Here is an 18,885-nt window from a genome sequence, read left to right as displayed (position 1 = left end):
GCAGTTGGCCGGAGAACCGCGGTGATGGTTGTGTGGTCTGGTCATTTCGTAGGGGGCAAGCAGCCGGAGGCTGCATCGCGGATGCGTCATCCCGGATTGGGTTCCGCAGACGATGGGTCGCGGGGAGGACTCGAGCATGAATACGTTTGAGGCTGAGCCACCGGCTCCTCATGCTCGGCAGCGCATTCCGCGTGCCCGACCGCGCATTCACGCCCGCCATCGGCCCTGACCGCGCTCGGCGCCATGCCGAAACGAGCTCGAAAACGCCTTGAGAAATGCGCAGCCGATACAAAGCCGCAGCGGGCGCAGATCTCGCCGATCGTGGCGCTGCCGCGCCGGGCTCCTCGCAACAGGCCATGGGCCCGCTCCAGCCTGTGCGCCATCAGCTCGGCGCCGAAAGTCATTCCGTCCTGGGCCATCCGCGCATGCAGGCTGCGCACCGAGATGCCCAGCTTCTCGGCGACGACCTGGGGATTCAGGGCGGGATCGGCATACATCTGTTCGACGACCTGCCGCACCTTGCGCCTGAAGAAGCTGCGCTCCCTGCGAACCGTCGTCAGCTCCCCTTCCCTTGCGCCAAGAAGAACAGCGTGCACGGCTCCAACGAGCAGGTCGGACAGCCTCTCGGATTCGGCCTTTTCGAACGCATGCGGCCACGCGCTGAGCATGCGCATCTGGCCGGCCAGAAGGTGGAGTGCGGCGTTTTGTGGCTGGGGGCGCGCAATCAGGCTTTCAACGGCACTCGCGTGAGGACCCAGCGCCGCAAAGGGTATGGCCAATGCGAGCATGCTGACCGACTGCCGATGGTCGAGCCGGTATTCACGCCTGCCGTCGATCAGGAATGGCTGCCCGGGCGCCGCCTGCATGCCTCGTTCGAGTTGCAGGACGTCGCATTTCCCCGAGGTATAGAGATCGATGAAGAGAAACGGCCGTTCGAGGCGTGCCAGGTCCGAGGCCGTGCACTCGACGTCATGCGGCGAGCAGACCTGCACATGGTTGAGCGCCAGCTCCTCGAAGCCGCGCGTCGTGAGCGTGGCTTCGAAATCGTCGGGCCACGGCACGTTCGGGGTCACCGGCGTCTTCGCCTTCTGGCCCGCCTCGCGCCAGAATTCCGCTCGGCGCTTCGGCTCGATGTGCAGCGTCGACCATCGGTTGAAAATCATCGCGCAGCAGGGCGATCGAGGTCCGCGATCTGTTTTCGATCCGGCATCGGAATCACGGCCATTGCAGGGTGTGCCCGATATTTCCTCTTTCGCCCCGCCCTCCCTTCACTCGGTTTTCGGGCGAGAGAATAATCACAAAATCGATTTTTCCGCGATGGACTTGTCTATAAGCGCAGGAAAAATTGACCCCTGGCGCAGTTCACCCTCCAGCCCGGCTCGCCCATCGCGTAGCCAGCAGCGTCTCGATGTCGTGTACGCGGCGCCCTGCGGCGCAGGGTCGGCCTGCTTCACGATGCCCTCGGGCGATGTGCCAGTGACCACATGGAACCGGACCGGAATGCCATGGCGGAAAAAGGTCTCGGGATTGCCGATGTCGCCCGTCGGCCGCGAAAAGCGCGTGTCGAGCATCAGCACGCCGAGGAAGGCGCCGGCATTTTGGGTCCTGTCCGTGGGGCTGGCCATTCATTCATTCCACCGTGCTGCGGCGGTCGATCTTGCGGCTCAGCACGATGGAGGTGTGCGTCTGGTTGATGCCGTCGATCTGCCCCATCTGGTCGAGGAGCTTGTCGAGCTGTTCGGGAGTGCCGCAGCGCAGCAGGACCATGTAGTCGAACTGGCCGCTCACGGCCCATACCTCCTCCACCTCGGGCAGCCGCTCAAGCGCCTTGATGGTCGCGGGGGCGCCCTTCGCATTGACGCTGAGGCCGCAGAAGGCTCGCACCGCGGCCTGTTCGAGCCGCTGGCCAAGGCGCACGCCGTATCCCGAGACGATGCCCTCGCGCTCCAGCCGGGCAATGCGTGCGACCACGGTGGTCCGTGCGATCTTGAGCTTGCGCGCGAGGTTGGCGGCAGGCTCGCGGGCGTTGGCTTGGAGCAGCGTCAACAGATGGCGGTCCAGGTCGTCGAGTCGTAGGTCCATGGCGGCCCCTGCAGCGGAAATGAGTGGATTGTGACCCGCGCGAAGCGAATGCCCGGGCGCCGGTGTCCGGAGCATCACCATCGTCAACGCAGCGGTCGATGGACAGCGAGAAGCCGGAACAATTTCATGTCAAACTGGAATCAACGCGGGCCGTCATCTGCCACGCTTTATTAGAGAATGACGCCAGCGATCTTACGTTTTAGTCATCATGTTCAGACGCGAATTTCTTCCCCCCATGGGCCAGCTGCTGGCCTTCGAAAGCGCGGCGCGCCACGCCAGCATCTCGCGAGCCGCGCAGGAACTCCACCTGACGCAGAGCGCCATTTCGCGGCAGATCAAGCTGCTGGAAGAGCAACTGGGCACGGCGCTTTTTCATCGCGTACGGCAGCGCGTGGTGCTCACCGAAGCCGGCCGCGTGTATGCGGCCGAGCTTCGCGGCGGCCTGGACAGCGTGTCCAACGCCACCCAGCGCGTGGTGACCATGGGCGGGATGGGAGAGGTGCTCAACCTCGCGGTGCTCCCGACATTCGCAACGCGATGGCTGATCCCGCGCATGAAGCGTTTTGCCGCGCTGCATCCAGGCGTGACGGTCAACTTCGCAGCGCGGACCGAGCCCTTCGATTTCGCGCGCGAGCCCTTCGACGCGGCGATTCACTTCGGCGCCGATTTCTGGCCGGGCGCTTCTTGCGACTATCTGCTCGGGGAAAGCGTGGTCCCGGTGTGCAGCCCCGAGTTCAAGCGCCGCAGTGGCATCCACACGCGCGAGGACCTTGCGGGCCAGTGCCTTCTTCATCAGTCGTCGCGCCCCATGCAGTGGTCGGAGTGGTTCGAGCAGGTCAAGGTGAGCGCCGCGCATGCGATGCGCGGCCCGCGCTTCGAGCACTTCGCCATGCTCGCGCAAGCGGCGGCGAATGGCCTCGGCGTTGCGCTGGTGCCGAAGTTCCTCATCGAAGAAGAGCTGGCCTCCGACCGGCTGGTGGTGCTGTTCCGCGAGGCGCTGCTGACGCAGCGGGCCTACTACGTGGTGGTGCCGGAAGTCGCCGCCGAAAATCGCCTGGTGCTGGCGTTTCGCGATTGGCTGGTGGCCGAGGCGGCCGCGTCGCGGCCGTCGGGTGCCTCGTCGAAATCGACTCCGCCTGCGGCCGCCGGACGTTGAATCGCCTCGAGCAGCGGCTGGGCAAGCAGGATCACAAGGAGCACTCATTCGAGATCGAGATTGGAAGCGCCCAACCTGACGAACCGCGTCGTCGAAACGACGAAGCGTTCAGCCCTTTCGCCGATCTGCTCTCTACCATCCGTCAAGACTCGCTTCTACAGTTCTTTTCACAGGGCAACGGTGCCCCGCAGGAGAAATGAAATGACGAAAGTGAAGATCGAAAATGTGCTGGTCCTGGGCGCCGGCAAGGTCGGCAGCACCGTGGCCGACATGATCGCGGAGTACCACCGCCTGCCCGTGACGCTGGCCGACGTGAGACCGGGCCGCAATGATGAAAACGACCCGCTGGTGCGGCGCATTGCGCTCGACGTCGAAAACAACGAAGACCTGCGCACCGCGCTGCGCGCGCACTCGGTGGTGATCAACTGCCTGCCGTTCTTCCTCGCGCAGCGCGTGGCCACCGAAGCGGCGGCATGCGGCGTCCACTACTTCGACCTCACCGAGGACGTGGCGGCAACGAAAGCCATCCGCGACATATCGAAGACGGCCACCTCGGTCCTCATGCCCCAGAGCGGCCTGGCGCCCGGCGTGATCGGCATGCTCGGCGGCTATCTTGCCAGCCGCTTCGACGAACTCTACGACCTGCGCCTGCGCGTGGGCGCCCTCACGCGCAATGCCACCAACAGCCTGCGCTACAACTTCACCTGGAGCATCGACGGCGTCATCAACGAGTACTGCAACCCGTGCGACGCCATCGTGAACGGCCAGCTGGTGTCGGTGCAGCCGATGGAAGGGCACGAGACCTTCACGCTCGACGCCGAGGCCTTCGAAGCCTTCAACACCTCCGGCGGCCTGGGCACGCTGTGCGAGACGCTCGCGGGCAAGGTGCGCAACCTCGACTACAAGACGATCCGCTATCCCGGCCATTGCGACGCGATGAATTTCCTGCTGCACGACCTGCGCCTGATCGAGCGCCGCGACCTGCTGCGCCAGGTGCTGGAGCATGCCGTTCCGCACAGCCGCGAAGACGTGGTGATCCTGTTCGCCTCGGCCTCGGGCCGTCGCGACGGCCGCTTCGAGCAGGAGACGCGCGTCGCGCGGGTGTTCGGAGCGCCGCTGCGCGGCAAGGACCGCACCGCCATCGAGCTGACCACCGCCGCCGGCGTCGTCGGCGTGTTCGAGCTGCTGCGGCAAGGCAAGCTTCCCGCGCTCGGCTTCGTCGGCCAGGAGCAGGTGCCGCTCGGGCAGTTCCTCGCCACCAAGGTCGGCCACTACTACCAGGGGCTCGGCGTGGCGTCTTCCGCACCTGCGCCCAGGCCCAAGGGCGAGCCCGCGCACGCCTGACCGCCTCTCTGGCCAACCGCGTGCTGCCGGTGTGTTCCTGGCTCGCCAGCAAGGAGCTCGATCCGCTGGCGCCGAGGCCCGGAGACGTCGCGTACCTGGCTTGGGGTTTGTCGCTTCGTACCGTTACTCGAACCGTATCTCGGCCACCGTAGGCGCATTCGGTTCCCTGGTGTTGGCGTTCGCGAGGGCGCCGTCCTTTTCGATCCTGAACCAGTAGCGGCACCCGGTTCGCGAAATCATCGTCACGCACATCGCACCATCGGGGTTGAGAAACCATTTGCCCGACGCTCGGCCGGGGCCGCTCCGGTTGGCGAAGTCCACGCGGCCGTCGGCGTAGAACTGCCAGCTCGAGACCATGCCGGTCGCGAGATTGTTTGAAACGATGGGTTTGCCGATCAAGGTGCTCTCGATCTCGGTCTTGCTCAGAAACACGCGATCATGAGTGGGCGCCGACTCATCGGAGATGGCGGGGACGGCAGCAATGCAAAGCAGCGTGCGGATGGCGTAACGTGTGAACATGACATGCCCTTCTGACGTCGCCGAAAACGTCATTCGGAGGGGGCAAGCTCGGCCAAAATGTTGGCCCGTCGCGCTGAGGTGCGCGCGGTGGCGAAGTTGTTCTTCGACAAGTCTGCTCAGTTGAATCATTTCCTCTAGTAGTGGTCGGCTGTCATCCAGCCAGGTTCGCTTGAACGCATGCGTGAATGCATCCATGTACGGTTGCATGCGGGAGCCGGCGCCCCTCGGTGCGTGCACCGCTTGATCAATGAACGTTCTCGTTTTGCCGCCAGCATTCCAGGAAGCCGGCACGCATCGCGATGCGAGCCATCGACTTCAATGGCGTTACAGGGCATTAACCAAAAAGTACCCTTGTCCGGTGCATTGGGTAAGACCCATGCGCAGGAATATGGCTTGCTTTTTTCTGCTTTCCACGGCCTCTCGGGGCGGTTGTGGCCAGAAAGCGGATCGACAAAGGCGGTGTTCGATTTCAGCAATGACACAACGGTGCTCCGATTGCCCTTCGGTGAGTGACCGAAGAGCGGTCTGAGATGGCGGTCGGAGGCGACTTCGCAAGACGCCGGAGATCGCGGGAATGCACTGTGAAGGCAACTTCGATCCTGCTTGTATTTCGTTGTGTCGCATGTACTGCGCTTGTAGCACTCATGATCTGGCTGCCCTGGTCGGAGTCGAATATCTCAGCGACCTCCCGAGGCCGTGCAACGCAGCCGCCTGACGCTTTTCGCCAATCGCCGGGAGTACTGCTGCCATTGCCGCGAGGCACCCGTGGTGTGCCAAGATCGAGGCGCTGGGCCTGCAGGTGGCCGGCGGCAAGCCCGAAGCGTTCCAGAAGGTGGTACGGGCGGACGCCGCCATCTACGCGAAGATCATCAAGGACGCGAACATCCGCCTGGCGCCCTGAAGCTGCGCCACCGCTGCGCGCCAGTGCCGCGCACACGGCGCAGGGGCCTGGATCGACGGATTCCCGAGGGGCCTGGGGATGGGCCGCGCATCGGCGCGCATCCTTGTCGCTGGAGCGTACTCGCTGGGTAGTCTGCCTTCGTGCAGAACCGCTTTCGGCAAGGCCGTTCAGCTCCTGCACGCGCGGTACCGGGCACTCGCCGCAGGCGGTCGGAGGTCGGCTTCCGCTGCAAAGCCGACCTCCGCTTCCCACACAAGCTGAGGATCAGTTCTGCGCTGGCGTCGCGGCGGAAACGGCTGCGCGCAACCCCAACTCATAACTGTCTACGCCGAAACCGCAGATCTGCCCCCGCACGATCTCTGCGAAGACCGAGTGGTGGCGGAACTTCTCCCGCGCATGGATGTTCGACATGTGCACCTCCACCACGGGCACCGTCAGAATGGCCAGCGCATCGCGGATTCCGTAGCTGTAGTGCGTCCATGCACCGGCATTGATGAGCACTGCGTCCACGCCCTCCGAGAAGGCGCGATGGATGCGCTCGCACATCTCGCCCTCGCTGTTGGTCTGAAAGCTCTCGATCCCGGCACCCAGCTCCTTGCCCAGAGCTTGCAGCCGCTGGTCGATTTCCTCGAGGGTTGTCGTGCCGTACTGCTTCGGATCGCGCTTGCCGAACATGTTGTGGTTGATGCCGTGAAGCATGAGGATCTTCATGATGCGTCTCCGAAATGAGCTGTCAGACCAAGGGAATGGTCATGCGGTCGATCACGGCGCGGGTGTCGGGGCGCACGCCGCGCCACCATGCGAAGGCTTCCGCGGCTTGCTCGACCAGCATGCCGACACCATCGGCCAGCCTTGGCACGCCGGCGTTTTGCGCCAAACGCAGGAAGGGAGTGAGCCCTTTGCCGTAGGCCAGTTCATACGCCAGGCGCGCGCCCTGCAGGGCCTCGACCGGCAAGGGCGGCAACTCGCCCCTGAGACTGGCCGAGGTGCCGTTGATGACGATGTCGAATTTTTCGCCCGAAAGATCACCGTAGGCGCATCCCTCGACCTTGCCGTGAGCCGCGAACTGCCTTGCAAGATCGTCCGCCTTGCCCTGCGTACGGTTTGCGAGCACCAGCACCGCAGGTTGCTGTTCGAGAAACGGAAGCAGTGCGCCACGGACCGCACCACCGGCGCCGAGCACCAACATGCGCGCCCCCTTGAGCGCGAAGCCAAGGTTGCGTTGGATGTCATTGGTGAGCCCCAGGCCATCGAAGTTGTCGGCCACGATACGGTCACCCTCGAACTTGAGTGCATTGGTCGCGCCTGCAAGTTGCGCGCGTTCAAGCCTTTCCGTGGCCAAGGCAAAGGCCTGAAGCTTGAACGGCGCCGTCACGTTCATGCCGCGTCCGCCAGCGCTGCGAAATGCATGCAGATCGTCGGCGAAGTGATCGAGAGATCCTTCGATCGCGCTGTAGTCGATGTCCTGTCCGGTCGAGGCTGCAAAACTGCCGTGGATGTAGGGCGACTTCGTGTGCCCAATGGGGTTGCCGATGACGGCGTACTTGTCGGTCATCTCGAGAAACTCCTTATGCGCTGTAAAGCACGCCGTCGGCCTGCATGTCTGCGATCTGTGCGGCGTCGAAACCCAGGCTGGCTGCGATTTCCGCGTTGTGCTCGCCCAACTCGGGCGCGACCTGCGTGATCGAGGTATCGCCGCCCGACATGCGGAAAGGCAGGTTCGGCAGGCGGATCTTTCCGAGCACCGGGTGGTCCTGCTCGACCACCATTCCGCGCGCCTGGATCTGTGGGTCGGCCAGCACTTCGTCGATGCGCTGGACCTTCGCGGCCGGCACGTCGATGCCGTCCAGCATCTTCAGAAGTGCCGCCACCGGTCTTGCCGATACCCAGGGCTTCACCACTTCGAGGATGCCGGTGCGCTGTGCGTTGCGACCCGCCGAGGTATGCAACATCGTGTCGGTGCCGAAGCCTGCCGGGCCACCTGTCTGTTCCACCAACGCAGCGAACCTCTTCCAGGCGTCGTCGACTTGCGCCGCGATGACGACGTCGCCGTCCTGCGCGCGGAACACGCCGTAGAGCGTCGAGTTGGGCATGTCGTGCCCTGTCTGCACCGGTACTTCCTTGCCTCCCGACAGCGTGTAGCACTGCACCGCGTATTCGTGCATCGACACCAACGTGTCGTACAGCGCCATGTCGATGTGCTGCCCGCGCCCGGACTTCACCCGACCGAGGAGGGCCGCATTGATGGCCGCCACCGCATGGATGCCGGTGTACATGTCGCCTAGCGAGATCCGCAGCAGAGGCGGCGCTTCACCGGGATTGCCGACCATCTGCATGATCCCGCTCTTGGCTTCGGCGATGAGGCCGAAACCGGCGCGGTGCGAGTCGGGGCCGGTATGGCCGTAGGCCGAAATCGAGCAGTAGACGAGGCCGGGGTTGGTCTCGGCCAGTTCGGCATACCCCAGGCCGAGCTTGTCGAGTGCTCCGGGCCGGTAGTTCTCGACGAACACGTCGGCACTGTCGACGAGCTTCTTCATCAGTGCGCGGCCGCGGGGATCCTTGGTGTTGACGCTCAACCCCTTCTTGCCCATGTTCTGCTGCAGGAAGTAGCCGCTGTGGTCACCGACGAACCAGGCATGCTGGCGGCCTGCGTCGCCCGACCCCGGGCGCTCGACCTTGATGACTTCCGCACCCAGTGCAGCGAGGCAGCGCCCCACATACGGACCGGCCAGGAAGTGGCTGTAGTCGATGACGCGCATGCCGGCCAGCGGCAGCGCTTGTTGCGATGACGCGCTCATGCCGGCCTCCTTGGCACCATCACACGGTGCTCGCCCCTCTGCACGACCTCATCGCGCTGGTTGATCAGTTCGGACGGCAGCACGAGGATGCCCCAGCCCGGCTTGCTCTTCGATTCGCGCTTGGTGCCCACGTGGAACCTCACTCGCACCGTGTCGCCCAGCTTGATCGGGCCAACGAAGCTCCATTCCCAGCCCAGCGACATGCCGGGCATGAAGCGCATGTCGCTCCTGGTCTTCAACCCGTCGGCGATCGACAGGCCGAACAGGCCGTGTGCCACGCGGGTGCCAAACGGCGTCGTGCGGGCATAAGCCTCGTCTGTGTGCACGGGGGTGTGGTCGCCGCTGAGGTCGGCGTAAGCCATCACGCGCGCCTCCGTCACTTCGTAGGGCGGGCTGACGCAGGTGGCGCCGACGACGGCGTCGTCCCAATACTTGTCTTCGATGGTCAGTGATGTCATGGGTGTCTCTCCTGGATTGAAAGGTTCAGGCGCGTGGATCGATGGCAAGCGCGCGGGCCACGGTGCCTGCGCTGGCCTGGATGAATTCGACGGCCAGGCCATCCGGCAGGCGCAGCCAGTTGCGGCCTTGCGGCATCTCGGTGACGCCGAAGGCTTGTGCAGCGGCGAGTGCGGCCTCGAGGTCTTCGCACATCACGCCGATGTGGCCGAGGCGGCCCTCGGGTCCGGCGTAGTCAGGCTTGGCCATGAACTGCATGCCGCCGAGCGTCCAGTATTGGATGGGCTCCTCGACGGTGCCTTGCACCTCGCGCATCGTCATGCCGCAGACATCGTGAAAGAACCGGATGTGCCAATGGATGTCTGCCACCCAGATGGCGACATGTTCGACGTAAGCGCGCGGACGGGTCATTTCGCCTCCATACGGCGTTCGATGCCCTTGATGGCAGCGACCAGCGTCTGATTCACGGGGGTCGGCACGCCGTGTTTCAGGCCCGCGCGCACAACGGCGCCGTTGATGAAGTCGATCTCGGTGATGGAACCCTTCTCCAGGCTTTGCAGCATCGAGGTCTTGAACTCGTAAGGAAGCCCTTCGGCAGCCATCATCCAGGCGTCGCGCGGCGAGCCGATGGACAATTTCACGCCACCCGCTTCGGCAACAGCCATTGCTTCGCCCACTGCTGCAAGGGCCGCTGTCTCGATCTCCGGCACTGCGTAGAGGCTGCCGTACACCTGCCCCGTGATCGCACTCAATGCACCCGTGGAGACGTTGATGAGGAGCTTGTCCCAGATCACGCCCATGATGTTGTCGCTGACCTCGCACGGCAGCGCAGCGCGTTCGAATTCGGCGGCAATGGCCGCAGCCCGTGCACTGATGCGGCCATCGAGTTCGCCGATCACCGTGCGCTTGTTGCGTGTGCCCGCGATGATATGGCCCGGCCCGAGGAACACGCCGCCGACATAGGTCTTGCCGGCCAGCACATGCTCCGCGCCGGCGACCTCCGCCAGGATGTCTTCATGCCCCATTCCGTTCTGCAACGACATCACGGCGGTGTCCGGACCGACGACGGACAACGCGCCCTCGATGGCTGCACGCGTATGGAAGGACTTGACCAGCACGATCACCAGATCGGCCGGAGGCAAACCTTCGACGCTGGTGACGGCACGCACCTTCACCATGCGCTCGTTGTCGCCGTCCTTCATGCGCAGGCCATCGCGTCGGATGGCGTCGACGTGGGCCTGGAACGGATCGATGAGCGTCACATCGGAGCCACCCGCCGCGAGGGTGCCCCCGATGGCGCATCCGAGGGCGCCTGCGCCCAGAAAGTAGATCTTCATGCGTGTCTCCTGATGGAATGACACAACGATAGTTTTTTCAGGCCATGTCGCCAATGACATGGATGAAATGGTCTACATTCCGTTTTGAAATGGAAGCGAACGACTATCCGACGGATACGGGGACCGGCATGGTGAGCGTCAAGCTGCTGTGCCTGTTCGACCTCGTCTACAGCACACGCAGCGTGACGCGCGCGGGTGAGCAGATGGGGCAGAGCCAGCCGACCGTGAGCAATTGGCTCGGCCGCTTGAGAAAGCAACTCGGGGACGAACTCTTCGTGCGCACGGTCGACGGCATGCAGCCAACGCCGCGCGCGACGGAACTCATCGTTCCTGTACGCGAAGCCTTGGCGGCATTGCGTCGTGTCGCTGCGCCCGAGCCGGCCTTCGAGCCGGCCAGCGCCACGCGGCGCTTCCGCATCTGCATGACCGATGCGAGCCACATCACATTGCTGCCGCAACTGCTGGCGCACGTGCGCGCGGCTGCGCCGGGCATCGTCCTGGAGGCCGCACGCATCGACGAGCAGACCGGGCCGGCGTTGCAATCGGGCCAAGCCGACCTGGCCATCGGCCTTGTGCCTTGGCTCGAGTCAGGTTTCTTCCAACAGGTGCTCTATCCGCAGGACTGGGTGTGCCTGGTCAACGCCAAGCATCCGCGTGTGAACGGCAAGCGCATGGGCTTGCGCGAATACCGGGCCGAAGCGCACATCGGCATCTCCGGTGGAACTGGCGTTCAGTTGCTGGAAGCCGCGCTGCAGCGTCACCGCGTGGTGCGACGCATCCTGCTGGAACTCCCGGGATTTCTCGGTCTGGCCGCGATCGTGTCGACCACCGACTTGATCGCCACGGTGCCGCGACAGATCGGCGAGACGCTGGCACGGACAACCGGCCTTTCGGTGTTCGATTGCCCCGTGCCCGTGCCGCCTTTCACAGTCAAGCAGCACTGGCACGCCCGATACAACCAGGATCCGGCAAACCGCTGGCTGCGAGGCCTGTGCGAGCACCTGTTCGCGCGAAATTTGCGAAAGGCTCGGTGAAGACCGTGCGCGCCTGGTGGCAACGAGTACCCGCTTACTTTGCAAACGACTGGCCTGCGCGAATGCTCCGATTGAAATTTAGTGTTGACGAAGCCGGCCCAGATACAGAGGCATACGCAAACCGGGCTCCAGACGCTCCGCGCGCCGAACAATCTTCCCATCAGTCCGGAAGGCGCATGCGGATCCGGCTGACCACCATTCCGGTGCTCATCAATCACTTCGGATTCAAGGAAATTTCAAATGACCGATTCCTCTCAGTTGCCCCGTCGCTCTTTCCTGGCCAAGGCGGCGCTCGGCGTAGCTGCCGTCCAGCTGACTTCGATCGTGCCCGCCTTCGCCCAATCTGCCGGCACAGGCGCCGTCAGACGCCTCGAGCCGCTCAAGAGCATCGACGCCGGCAGCCTCAGCATCGGATATTTCGAAGCAGGTCCGGCCAACGGCGCGCCTGTGATTCTTCTGCACGGCTGGCCCTACGACATCCACATGTTCGTCGACGTCGCACCACAACTGGCCGCCGCGGGCTTCCGCGTGATCGTGCCGTACCTGCGCGGCTATGGCACCACCCGGTTCCTGTCGGTCGACACCCCGCGCAACGGCCAGCAGTCGGTCGTCGCCGTCGACATCATCGCGCTGATGGATGCGCTGAAAATTCAGTCAGCCACCGTTGCCGGCTGCGACTGGGGCGCACGCACGGCATGCATCATGGCCGCGCTGTGGCCGGAGCGCGTGAAGGCGCTGGTGTCGGTCAGCGGCTACCTCATCGGCAGCCAGGAGGCCGGCAAGATCCCCCTGCCCCCGCAGGCCGAGTTGCAATGGTGGTACCAGTACTACTTCGCGACCGAGCGTGGCCGCGCGGGCTACGAGAAGAACCGCCACGACTTCGCCAAGCTCATCTGGCAGATCGCATCGCCCAAGTGGAACTTCGATGCGGCCACCTTCGATCGCAGCGCCGTCGCGTTCGAGAACCCCGATCACGTGGCCATCACCGTGCACAACTACCGCTGGCGCCTGGGCCTGGCCGACGGCGAGGCGAAGTACCAGGCACTGGAAGACCGGCTCGCCAAGGCGCCCGTGATCGGCGTGCCGACCATCACGCTGGAGGGCGACGCCAACGGCGCGCCGCACCCCGAGCCCAGCGCCTATGCGAAGAAGTTCTCGGGGCGCTACGAGCATCGGCTGGTGAGCGGCGGCATCGGCCATAACCTGCCGCAGGAAGCACCCGAGGCCTTCGCAAAGGCCGTGATCGACGTCGCGCGCGGGTGAGTCGCGTCCGCCGTCGTCGAGCAATCACCCCCAAGGCACAGGAATACAAGCCATGTGGAACATCCATCAGGCATACATCGATGGGACCTTCGTGCCCGTACAGGGCAGCGAGCGGCTGGAGATCGTCAACCCCGCAACCGAGCAGGTCATCGGCACAGTGACCTTGGCGAACCGCGACGATGCGAAGCGAGCGATCGATGCGGCCAATCGGGCACAGCCGGGGCTGGCCGGCAGCACCAAGGCACAGCGCATCGAGATGCTCAAGCGCCTCGAGGCGGCCGTGCTGGCGCGCACCGACCAGATCTGCGAGGCCACGATCGAGGAGTACGGCGGCCCTTTGGCCCGCTCGCAATGGGTCAGCAACTACGCCTCGCAGTGCTTCGCGAGCACGGCACGGATGCTGCAAGACTACGTCTTCGAACGCCGCTTGGGCGACGCCACTGTGGTGATGGAGCCCGTCGGCGTCGCCGGCCTCATCGCCCCCTGGAACAGCACGGCCGGAAGCATTTGCAGCAAGTTGGCATCGGCCATCGCCGCGGGCTGTGCCTCGGTCGTCAAGCCCAGCGAGTTGGGCCCGCTGCAGGCGCAGGTCGTGACCGAGGCATTGCATGACGCGGGCCTGCCGGCCGGCGTCGTCAATGTACTGCTCGGGCGCGGCGGCGATGTCGGCGACGAGATCTCTACCAACCCGGGAATCGCAAAGATTTCATTCACCGGTTCCACGCAGACCGGCAAGCTCATTGCGCGCGCGGGCCTGGATACCATGAAGCGCGTGAGCCTGGCGCTTTCGGGCAAGTCGGCCACCGTGATACTGGACGACGCCGACCTGGTCGCCGTGTTGCCCATGGCGCTGAACGCGGCCTTCACGAACAACGGCCAGGCCTGCGTGGCCGGCACGCGACTGCTGATCCCGAACGTGCACATGACGCAGGCGATCGAACGCCTGCAGGCCACGGTGGCCGCCATGCGCGTGGGCGATCCGCGCGACGCCGCCACCGCCGTCGGGCCGCTCGCGAGCAAGGCGCAGTTCGAGCGCGTGCAGCATTTCATCCGCCGCGGTCTGGCGCAGGGCGCGACGCTCGTGGCCGGCGGCGAAGGCCGCCCGGACGGTCTTGACAAGGGCTGGTTCGTGCGGCCCACCGTATTCGCCGGCGTGCGCAACGACATGGACATCGCACGCGAGGAAATCTTCGGGCCGGTGCTCTCGGTGATCGGCTATGACGACGAGGATGAAGCCGTTGCCATCGCGAACGACTCCGTGTACGGCTTGCAGGCCTACGTCTTCTCGTCGCAGCCGATGCGCGCCCTCGGTGTGGCCTCGCGGCTGCGCGCCGGCACGGTGCTGGTCAATCGCATCACGCCCGAATTGATCGCGCCATTCGGCGGCGTCAAGCAGTCGGGCATCGGCAGAGAATTTGGCATCTTCGGCATGGAAGCATTCCTGGAGCCCAAGACCATTGCCATCCCGAACGGCCTTGTGCTGCCCCGTCAGGCAGCTTGAGCACGATCGCTCGCCGGTTGGGTTCACGGCCCCGCGCGCCGGGGGCACGCCCTACGCCGCCGAGTCTCCCAGCAACCGTTGGGCTGCTTGCAGATCTGCAGTCTCGAAGCCTTCGGTGTAGCGAGCGAGGACGCCCGCGAGCCCAGACCGTACGTTTACATCTCAGATCCAGACTCGCGATAGCTAAAGCCGCCCGAACACCCTATTGCATGACGAAATCGCCTCCCGCACGCGACTCCGTCAATTCCTATTTACGGCGGTCCTCGATGAGAACTCAACCCACGGTGCCGCATAACCAATTGAACCACGTCAAACTTTCTATCCAGGAAATGGACCGCTAAATGCCTTGGAGCACGCCGATCCTAGAACCCACAGCTCCATTTCCCGCGCCTGGATGACCAACTTCCTTCAGGGTGAGGATCACGCCCAGGACGGCAATCCTCTTATCGACGTCAACTCGGTGCAGTCGAGCGATCTGCTCGGAGTTCGAAAAGAGTCGAGAGTATTAGCTCATAACCTTGGTGCGGAAGAATCGAATTTGTGTTCATCTCGAGCCACCAAAGTCTTTGCTCCGCGTCAACAACCGCGTCCACGCTGCACATCAACGGCACGCTCGCGGTTTGCTGCAGTATCTGAGCCGCAAACTCCCCCATTTCATTCAGCTGAGAGGAACTTGACTGCAGAAGATCCGGCAAGCCGTTCACGTCGACGCTCTTTCGCCGATCTTCAAAGGTACGCCCGTAGCGGAAGTCGATCCAAAAGGCTCGGCCGTTCTCTGGAACGCCATCCGGGTCGATGCTCTGGAACCTTAACGTCGAGCGCACGATCTCATCGCTCACCAGTCCCGCCGCGCCGATGTCTTGAGCAATTCTTGCTTTCGCCAAAGCTATGGCTGTATGAACGCCGTCGGCCTGAACAACCGGATAGTCCTGCACATGCGCAAAGAATGGTTGTGAACCCCAAAACCAAATCTTGGCCATGCGGCCAGCTATGAACTGCTCGGGGAACGCCTGACCTCGACCGGCGGCGAGATTCGGCTGCACCGCATCGGTGATCGGTGTGCCTGCCTGATACGGACCACTGATGTCATAGCCGAACGAACCTTCCGATCGCTTCAGGATGAAGTCGGCATCGGGCTGCTCGCCAAGCTTCCATTGAGTCGGAACTCGAATTCCCTGAGCCGCGGCATCCCGCTTGAACAACAGCTTGTCTGTGGACCAGCGAGACGTGTAGGGCCGATACGGCAACCAGCCACCGAACCCTACTGCATGCTCCGTGAGAACCTGCGAGTGAACGAATTGGCCGCCCACCCGTGCCGGAAACATGGGGTGAAGCCGAAATCCAGCGCCTTGGCGTTGCAGACGTAATTCGAATGTGCGCATGTCCAGTTGCGCTTCAGCATCGTTTGCCGTCGCCCACTGCATGACAGTGCGGAAGTGATCAAGAACAGTCGAAATCGCCATGAGAGGGACCTGCTATCAGGCCAGAGGATGGGGAAAGAGACCACGTTTCACAAAGTGCGCCATGCCGCGAGGCACGGCGTCTCGTCCGAACGCGATCGGAATCGTATCGGCGATCAGCACACGCACCGTATGAATTCGCCGTCCATCCAAAGACGCAGGAGCTTCGCTTGCGCTGAGATCAACCCAGCATGCGGGCTTGCCGGCACTGCGTAGCCGCTGCTTCACACTGCGTGGCCACCTGGCTTCCAGCGCCTCCATAGTTTCGCTGCTTGCGTCCGCAAAGAGCGCTAGCGCTTTCTCAAAATACCTGCGCTGCGCGTAGAGGTCACCATGGTCGCTTGGTGAATGGATGGCGCTTGGACTGATGGGCCGACGCGGCGTACCGAGCAGGCGCGCATTCGCAGCCACAGATGCTTCCGTCAAAGCTCTGCCGAGCGACTCTTCAGCACTGCCAGCACAGGCAGAGCCCAAAACGAAAAAGCCTTGCTTTGGCGAGATCACCCCTGCGATCGCCACAGGCCCCAAATCACCTTGTACCGCCCCGAGAACGACCCGCAGACCCAGTTTGGACAAGGAAGAAACTCGCGCAGCGAGGTCAACCGAAAGCGAAGTTGGAGAGACTTCAGAGCACGGTCGCTGCGCCAACCAATGGCGCAGAAACGCGTCTCGCTCGATGATTTCATACGCGGCGCGCTCGCGCGCCACGGCAACGTCGACGTCGCTTGCGCAGCCCGAGGATGTCACCTTCATCAACGGCGAAATACGCGCTTTTGCGGGCAAGCTGCCAATGCTGAAGACGCATTCCGCGGGCAGCCAGACGTCACCGGCCTTCTCCAAACTCCGCCCTTTGACCCAATGTCGCTCCTCATTGGGGTCGTATGCTGCGACGCCCAGCACAGCATTCGCGTACTGCTCAGACGCAAAGCATCCCCAGCGGCGCGGATCCACCGTTAGCCTCATCGCCATGCCAGTCGCGCGGGTCAACGGCAGGCTCACTCTTCGATAGCTGTAGCGCTCCACGATTTCGGACACAGCGATGTCACATGCTGTCTTCGCATCAGGAGAGCGACCCCAGCCGACAATGCCTGCTGTATTGGCGCCCAAAAGCTCTGCGCGTACGACATGGGTGACCTGTTCGCTGCCGTGAACAGGGGCCGCAGGCATCCAGCGGAGTTTTAACGAGGGCTCGGGTGCCGAACGCTGCGGCACACGTGACCGAATGGTGGCGCAACCGATGATTTCGTGCGCCTCGACGCCGCAGAGAAGGCTCAGGCGACTTGACTCGAATTCGAGATCTTGCGAGAGCTCAAAGGGCACCTGCCGCAGTGCATCTTCTGCGCGCTGCAAAGCCGCTCCGGTGGTGAGCAACTGCCGACGTGTACGCGATCGAGAGTCTTCATCGTGCTCCTCAGAACGAATCGCAGCAACAACCACTAAAGCGTGCGCATGTTGCAGGCTTTCTGGATTCGCAATGGCGCGATAAATGTCGCGCCACATCAAGGACGACGAGCGCGCATGCACCTCCACCTCTCGCCCTGCGATCCGGGCCAAGTCGGCGCCAGTCAATGACTCACCTCGAGAGCCCTCAGGAGCAAAAATGAAGGATCGAACGGCTGCCACACGCATCGCGGCTGAGCCTTCAGCAATGTAGGGCGCAAGCGCATGCGCGACGAGCTCCAGCGCCTCTTCCAGACCAGCAACGCGCGACTTGGGCCATCGAGCCGGCTCGCTGACCGCCTGCCAATCAAGCTCGTTTTCGCCTGCGGAAGTTTGAACTGCTGCCGCCGAAGATGAGGCCAGCGCACGCAATGCGACCGTCGAGGCGTCGACCAACACCCCCGACGAGAGCATTGCGCGCAGGAACCCTGCGAACGAGCTGGCGCCCCACTTCCTCTGCGCCAACGCTTCAACCTCGCTCAAGGAGCGATCACCGTCGCACCAGTCGACCAACCCTTTGAGGAATCGTCCGGGCGCTTTTACCTCTAGCTCGCCCCCCTGGCTGCGCAACCGAAGGAGGCCGCCTCGAATCTGCACGCAGCCAGCAAGACACGGCCGCGGATGTCCGGCCGCATCTTTCTCCCGTGGTTTCAAGGAACCGCAGTCAGGCACTCTGCAGGCTGAACTTGCGCACGAACGATTCAGCGTGCGAGTCGGCCTGCATTCCGGTCCAGCCTGCTTCAGGCCGTTGCCTGCCCGTTCCGTGCGAATAGGCAGCAAAGCCTTCGACGAACACGCTGCACGCGTTCGTGGTCACGATGTTGTACAGCTGCGTCGACGGCTCCATGTGATGGTAGATCGGACGCACGTGCAGCCAGCCCGTCGTATGTGCCACCTGCTCCGGCAGATCGAAGGCCAGTGCATGGGGCGCACCTTCGATCTTGGGCTCCACGGCATTGCGCTGCTCGTAGAGGTAGTGGCTCAGGTTGTACACACCCCAGTTCTCGACTGTTCCATCGTCTGTGCGGCGACTCGTCCACAGCGGGTGCTCGTCGGTCACAAACAGGCACTCGTCGCCCACGCCGCGGATTTCCAGTACGCGGCGTGTCATGCCCAGCACCGGGCGCTCAAGCATGCGAACGCGATCGGGCCCCGACATGGTCATGACCATGTCGCCCACCTGCACGTCTTCCACCGCTTTTTGCGAACCGTCGGCCATGAGCACACGGTTGCCGGCCAGGAAGCAAGTGCAGCTGTTGCACGAGTAATCGGTCAGCAGATCTTCGGCAGGCTTGCTGCGGTAGGGGCGAACCGTGACCGACCAGCCCTCCTTGGCATCTTGCTCTGGCGCTCTGCTGCTCACACAGCTTTCCGCACCATCAACGAACAGCGGCATTTCCTTTTGAATCGATCCCATTTTTCAGCCTTTCGTATTCATTCGAATCGCAACGGACATCCGCGAGCCCGACCGTCCTCGCGACCTGTGCAGCCCCAGTCGATGTGGCTTGCATGGAGCTTATCCGTCGCTTCGCAAAGTTGTTTAGTGACCCAGCGGCGCCGAACACTTTGGCGCCCGCTAAACAAATGTCACGGC

The 18,885-nt window shown here is 63.6% G+C and carries 20 protein-coding genes; 7 read left to right on the top strand and 13 right to left on the bottom strand.

Going from position 1 to position 18,885, the window contains the following annotated elements; genetic code table 11:
- Nucleotides 1-86 precede the first annotated feature (86 nt).
- The 3 genes from ACCD11_RS11730 to ACCD11_RS11720 all read right to left on the bottom strand — a co-directional run bounded on the left by ACCD11_RS11730 (nucleotide 87) and on the right by ACCD11_RS11720 (nucleotide 2,082).
- Complete coding sequence (locus tag ACCD11_RS11730) at nucleotides 87-1,163, bottom strand: AraC family transcriptional regulator (RefSeq protein ID WP_413313974.1); 1,077 nt, start codon at nucleotides 1,161-1,163, stop codon at nucleotides 87-89.
- Between the two features lie 132 nt (nucleotides 1,164-1,295).
- A complete protein-coding gene (locus ACCD11_RS11725) occupies nucleotides 1,296-1,625 on the bottom strand; it encodes a hypothetical protein (RefSeq protein ID WP_413313973.1) in 330 nt (109 codons plus the stop codon).
- 4 nt (nucleotides 1,626-1,629) lie between these two features.
- Nucleotides 1,630-2,082 (bottom strand): Lrp/AsnC family transcriptional regulator, encoded by a 453-nt coding sequence (locus ACCD11_RS11720; protein ID WP_413313972.1) that lies wholly within the window; start codon nucleotides 2,080-2,082, stop codon nucleotides 1,630-1,632.
- Between the two features lie 208 nt (nucleotides 2,083-2,290).
- Here ACCD11_RS11720 and gcvA point away from each other — a divergent pair, with 208 nt between their 5' ends.
- The 3 genes from gcvA to ACCD11_RS11705 are packed head-to-tail and all read left to right on the top strand — an operon-like array spanning nucleotide 2,291 to nucleotide 4,582.
- On the top strand, nucleotides 2,291-3,238 hold the full coding sequence (gcvA, locus tag ACCD11_RS11715) for a transcriptional regulator GcvA (protein WP_413313971.1): 948 nt from the start codon (nucleotides 2,291-2,293) through the stop codon (nucleotides 3,236-3,238).
- Nucleotides 3,235-3,438, top strand: coding sequence for a hypothetical protein (locus tag ACCD11_RS11710; protein WP_042672740.1), 204 nt, complete (start codon nucleotides 3,235-3,237; stop codon nucleotides 3,436-3,438). Before gcvA ends, ACCD11_RS11710 begins: the two co-directional genes overlap by 4 nt.
- Nucleotide 3,439: 1 nt before the next feature.
- Nucleotides 3,440-4,582, top strand: coding sequence for a saccharopine dehydrogenase family protein (locus ACCD11_RS11705; protein ID WP_413313970.1), 1,143 nt, complete (start codon nucleotides 3,440-3,442; stop codon nucleotides 4,580-4,582).
- Between the two features lie 123 nt (nucleotides 4,583-4,705).
- On the opposite strand, the gene ACCD11_RS11700 is transcribed toward ACCD11_RS11705, so the two are convergent.
- Nucleotides 4,706-5,296, bottom strand: a complete 591-nt coding sequence (locus ACCD11_RS11700; RefSeq protein WP_413313969.1) for a hypothetical protein — start codon at nucleotides 5,294-5,296, stop codon at nucleotides 4,706-4,708.
- Nucleotides 5,297-5,341: 45 nt separating this feature from the next.
- Between ACCD11_RS11700 and ACCD11_RS11695 the strand changes: the two genes are divergently transcribed.
- The gene (locus ACCD11_RS11695; protein WP_413313968.1) at nucleotides 5,342-5,614 is read left to right on the top strand and encodes a hypothetical protein; all 273 of its coding nucleotides are present in this window, start codon (nucleotides 5,342-5,344) and stop codon (nucleotides 5,612-5,614) included.
- Nucleotides 5,615-6,266: 652 nt separating this feature from the next.
- On the opposite strand, the gene aroQ is transcribed toward ACCD11_RS11695, so the two are convergent.
- From aroQ to ACCD11_RS11665, 6 genes are read right to left on the bottom strand one after another with little or no spacing between them, the layout of a single operon-like run.
- Nucleotides 6,267-6,713 (bottom strand): type II 3-dehydroquinate dehydratase, encoded by a 447-nt coding sequence (aroQ, locus tag ACCD11_RS11690; RefSeq protein ID WP_007828976.1) that lies wholly within the window; start codon nucleotides 6,711-6,713, stop codon nucleotides 6,267-6,269.
- Between the two features lie 22 nt (nucleotides 6,714-6,735).
- Nucleotides 6,736-7,557 (bottom strand): shikimate dehydrogenase, encoded by an 822-nt coding sequence (aroE, locus tag ACCD11_RS11685; protein ID WP_007828974.1) that lies wholly within the window; start codon nucleotides 7,555-7,557, stop codon nucleotides 6,736-6,738.
- 13 nt (nucleotides 7,558-7,570) lie between these two features.
- Nucleotides 7,571-8,800, bottom strand: a complete 1,230-nt coding sequence (locus tag ACCD11_RS11680; protein ID WP_413313967.1) for a CaiB/BaiF CoA transferase family protein — start codon at nucleotides 8,798-8,800, stop codon at nucleotides 7,571-7,573.
- Nucleotides 8,797-9,249: a MaoC family dehydratase gene (locus tag ACCD11_RS11675; RefSeq protein WP_413314007.1), complete on the bottom strand. Its 453-nt coding sequence runs from the start codon at nucleotides 9,247-9,249 to the stop codon at nucleotides 8,797-8,799. Before ACCD11_RS11675 ends, ACCD11_RS11680 begins: the two co-directional genes overlap by 4 nt.
- Before the next feature lie 34 nt (nucleotides 9,250-9,283).
- On the bottom strand, nucleotides 9,284-9,667 hold the full coding sequence (locus tag ACCD11_RS11670; protein ID WP_007828955.1) for a VOC family protein: 384 nt from the start codon (nucleotides 9,665-9,667) through the stop codon (nucleotides 9,284-9,286).
- Nucleotides 9,664-10,593, bottom strand: a complete 930-nt coding sequence (locus ACCD11_RS11665; protein ID WP_413313966.1) for a ketopantoate reductase family protein — start codon at nucleotides 10,591-10,593, stop codon at nucleotides 9,664-9,666. Before ACCD11_RS11665 ends, ACCD11_RS11670 begins: the two co-directional genes overlap by 4 nt.
- Before the next feature lie 89 nt (nucleotides 10,594-10,682).
- On the opposite strand from ACCD11_RS11665, the gene ACCD11_RS11660 reads away from it, so the two are divergent.
- The 3 genes from ACCD11_RS11660 to ACCD11_RS11650 all read left to right on the top strand — a co-directional run bounded on the left by ACCD11_RS11660 (nucleotide 10,683) and on the right by ACCD11_RS11650 (nucleotide 14,391).
- The gene (locus tag ACCD11_RS11660; protein ID WP_413313965.1) at nucleotides 10,683-11,627 is read left to right on the top strand and encodes a LysR family transcriptional regulator; all 945 of its coding nucleotides are present in this window, start codon (nucleotides 10,683-10,685) and stop codon (nucleotides 11,625-11,627) included.
- Nucleotides 11,628-11,867: 240 nt separating this feature from the next.
- Entirely contained in the window at nucleotides 11,868-12,890 is a 1,023-nt protein-coding gene (locus ACCD11_RS11655) for an alpha/beta fold hydrolase (RefSeq protein ID WP_007828951.1), read from the top strand.
- A gap of 52 nt (nucleotides 12,891-12,942) precedes the next feature.
- A complete protein-coding gene (locus tag ACCD11_RS11650) occupies nucleotides 12,943-14,391 on the top strand; it encodes an aldehyde dehydrogenase family protein (RefSeq protein WP_413313964.1) in 1,449 nt (482 codons plus the stop codon).
- Between the two features lie 452 nt (nucleotides 14,392-14,843).
- Here ACCD11_RS11650 and ACCD11_RS11645 read toward each other — a convergent pair whose 3' ends face one another.
- The 3 genes from ACCD11_RS11645 to ACCD11_RS11635 form a co-directional block, all read right to left on the bottom strand.
- The gene (locus ACCD11_RS11645; protein ID WP_413313963.1) at nucleotides 14,844-15,854 is read right to left on the bottom strand and encodes a hypothetical protein; all 1,011 of its coding nucleotides are present in this window, start codon (nucleotides 15,852-15,854) and stop codon (nucleotides 14,844-14,846) included.
- A gap of 15 nt (nucleotides 15,855-15,869) precedes the next feature.
- Entirely contained in the window at nucleotides 15,870-17,774 is a 1,905-nt protein-coding gene (locus ACCD11_RS11640) for a YcaO-like family protein (RefSeq protein ID WP_413313962.1), read from the bottom strand.
- Nucleotides 17,775-17,955: 181 nt separating this feature from the next.
- Complete coding sequence (locus ACCD11_RS11635) at nucleotides 17,956-18,708, bottom strand: Hint domain-containing protein (RefSeq protein WP_007828943.1); 753 nt, start codon at nucleotides 18,706-18,708, stop codon at nucleotides 17,956-17,958.
- Nucleotides 18,709-18,885: the final 177 nt, after the last annotated feature.

The organism is Variovorax sp. Varisp36, assembly GCF_047304235.1.
In the GTDB taxonomy this organism is placed as follows: Bacteria; Pseudomonadota; Gammaproteobacteria; order Burkholderiales; family Burkholderiaceae_C; genus Variovorax.
The sequence above is the reverse complement of the archived record's forward strand: the minus strand, read 5'-3'. Positions and strand labels throughout refer to the sequence as shown.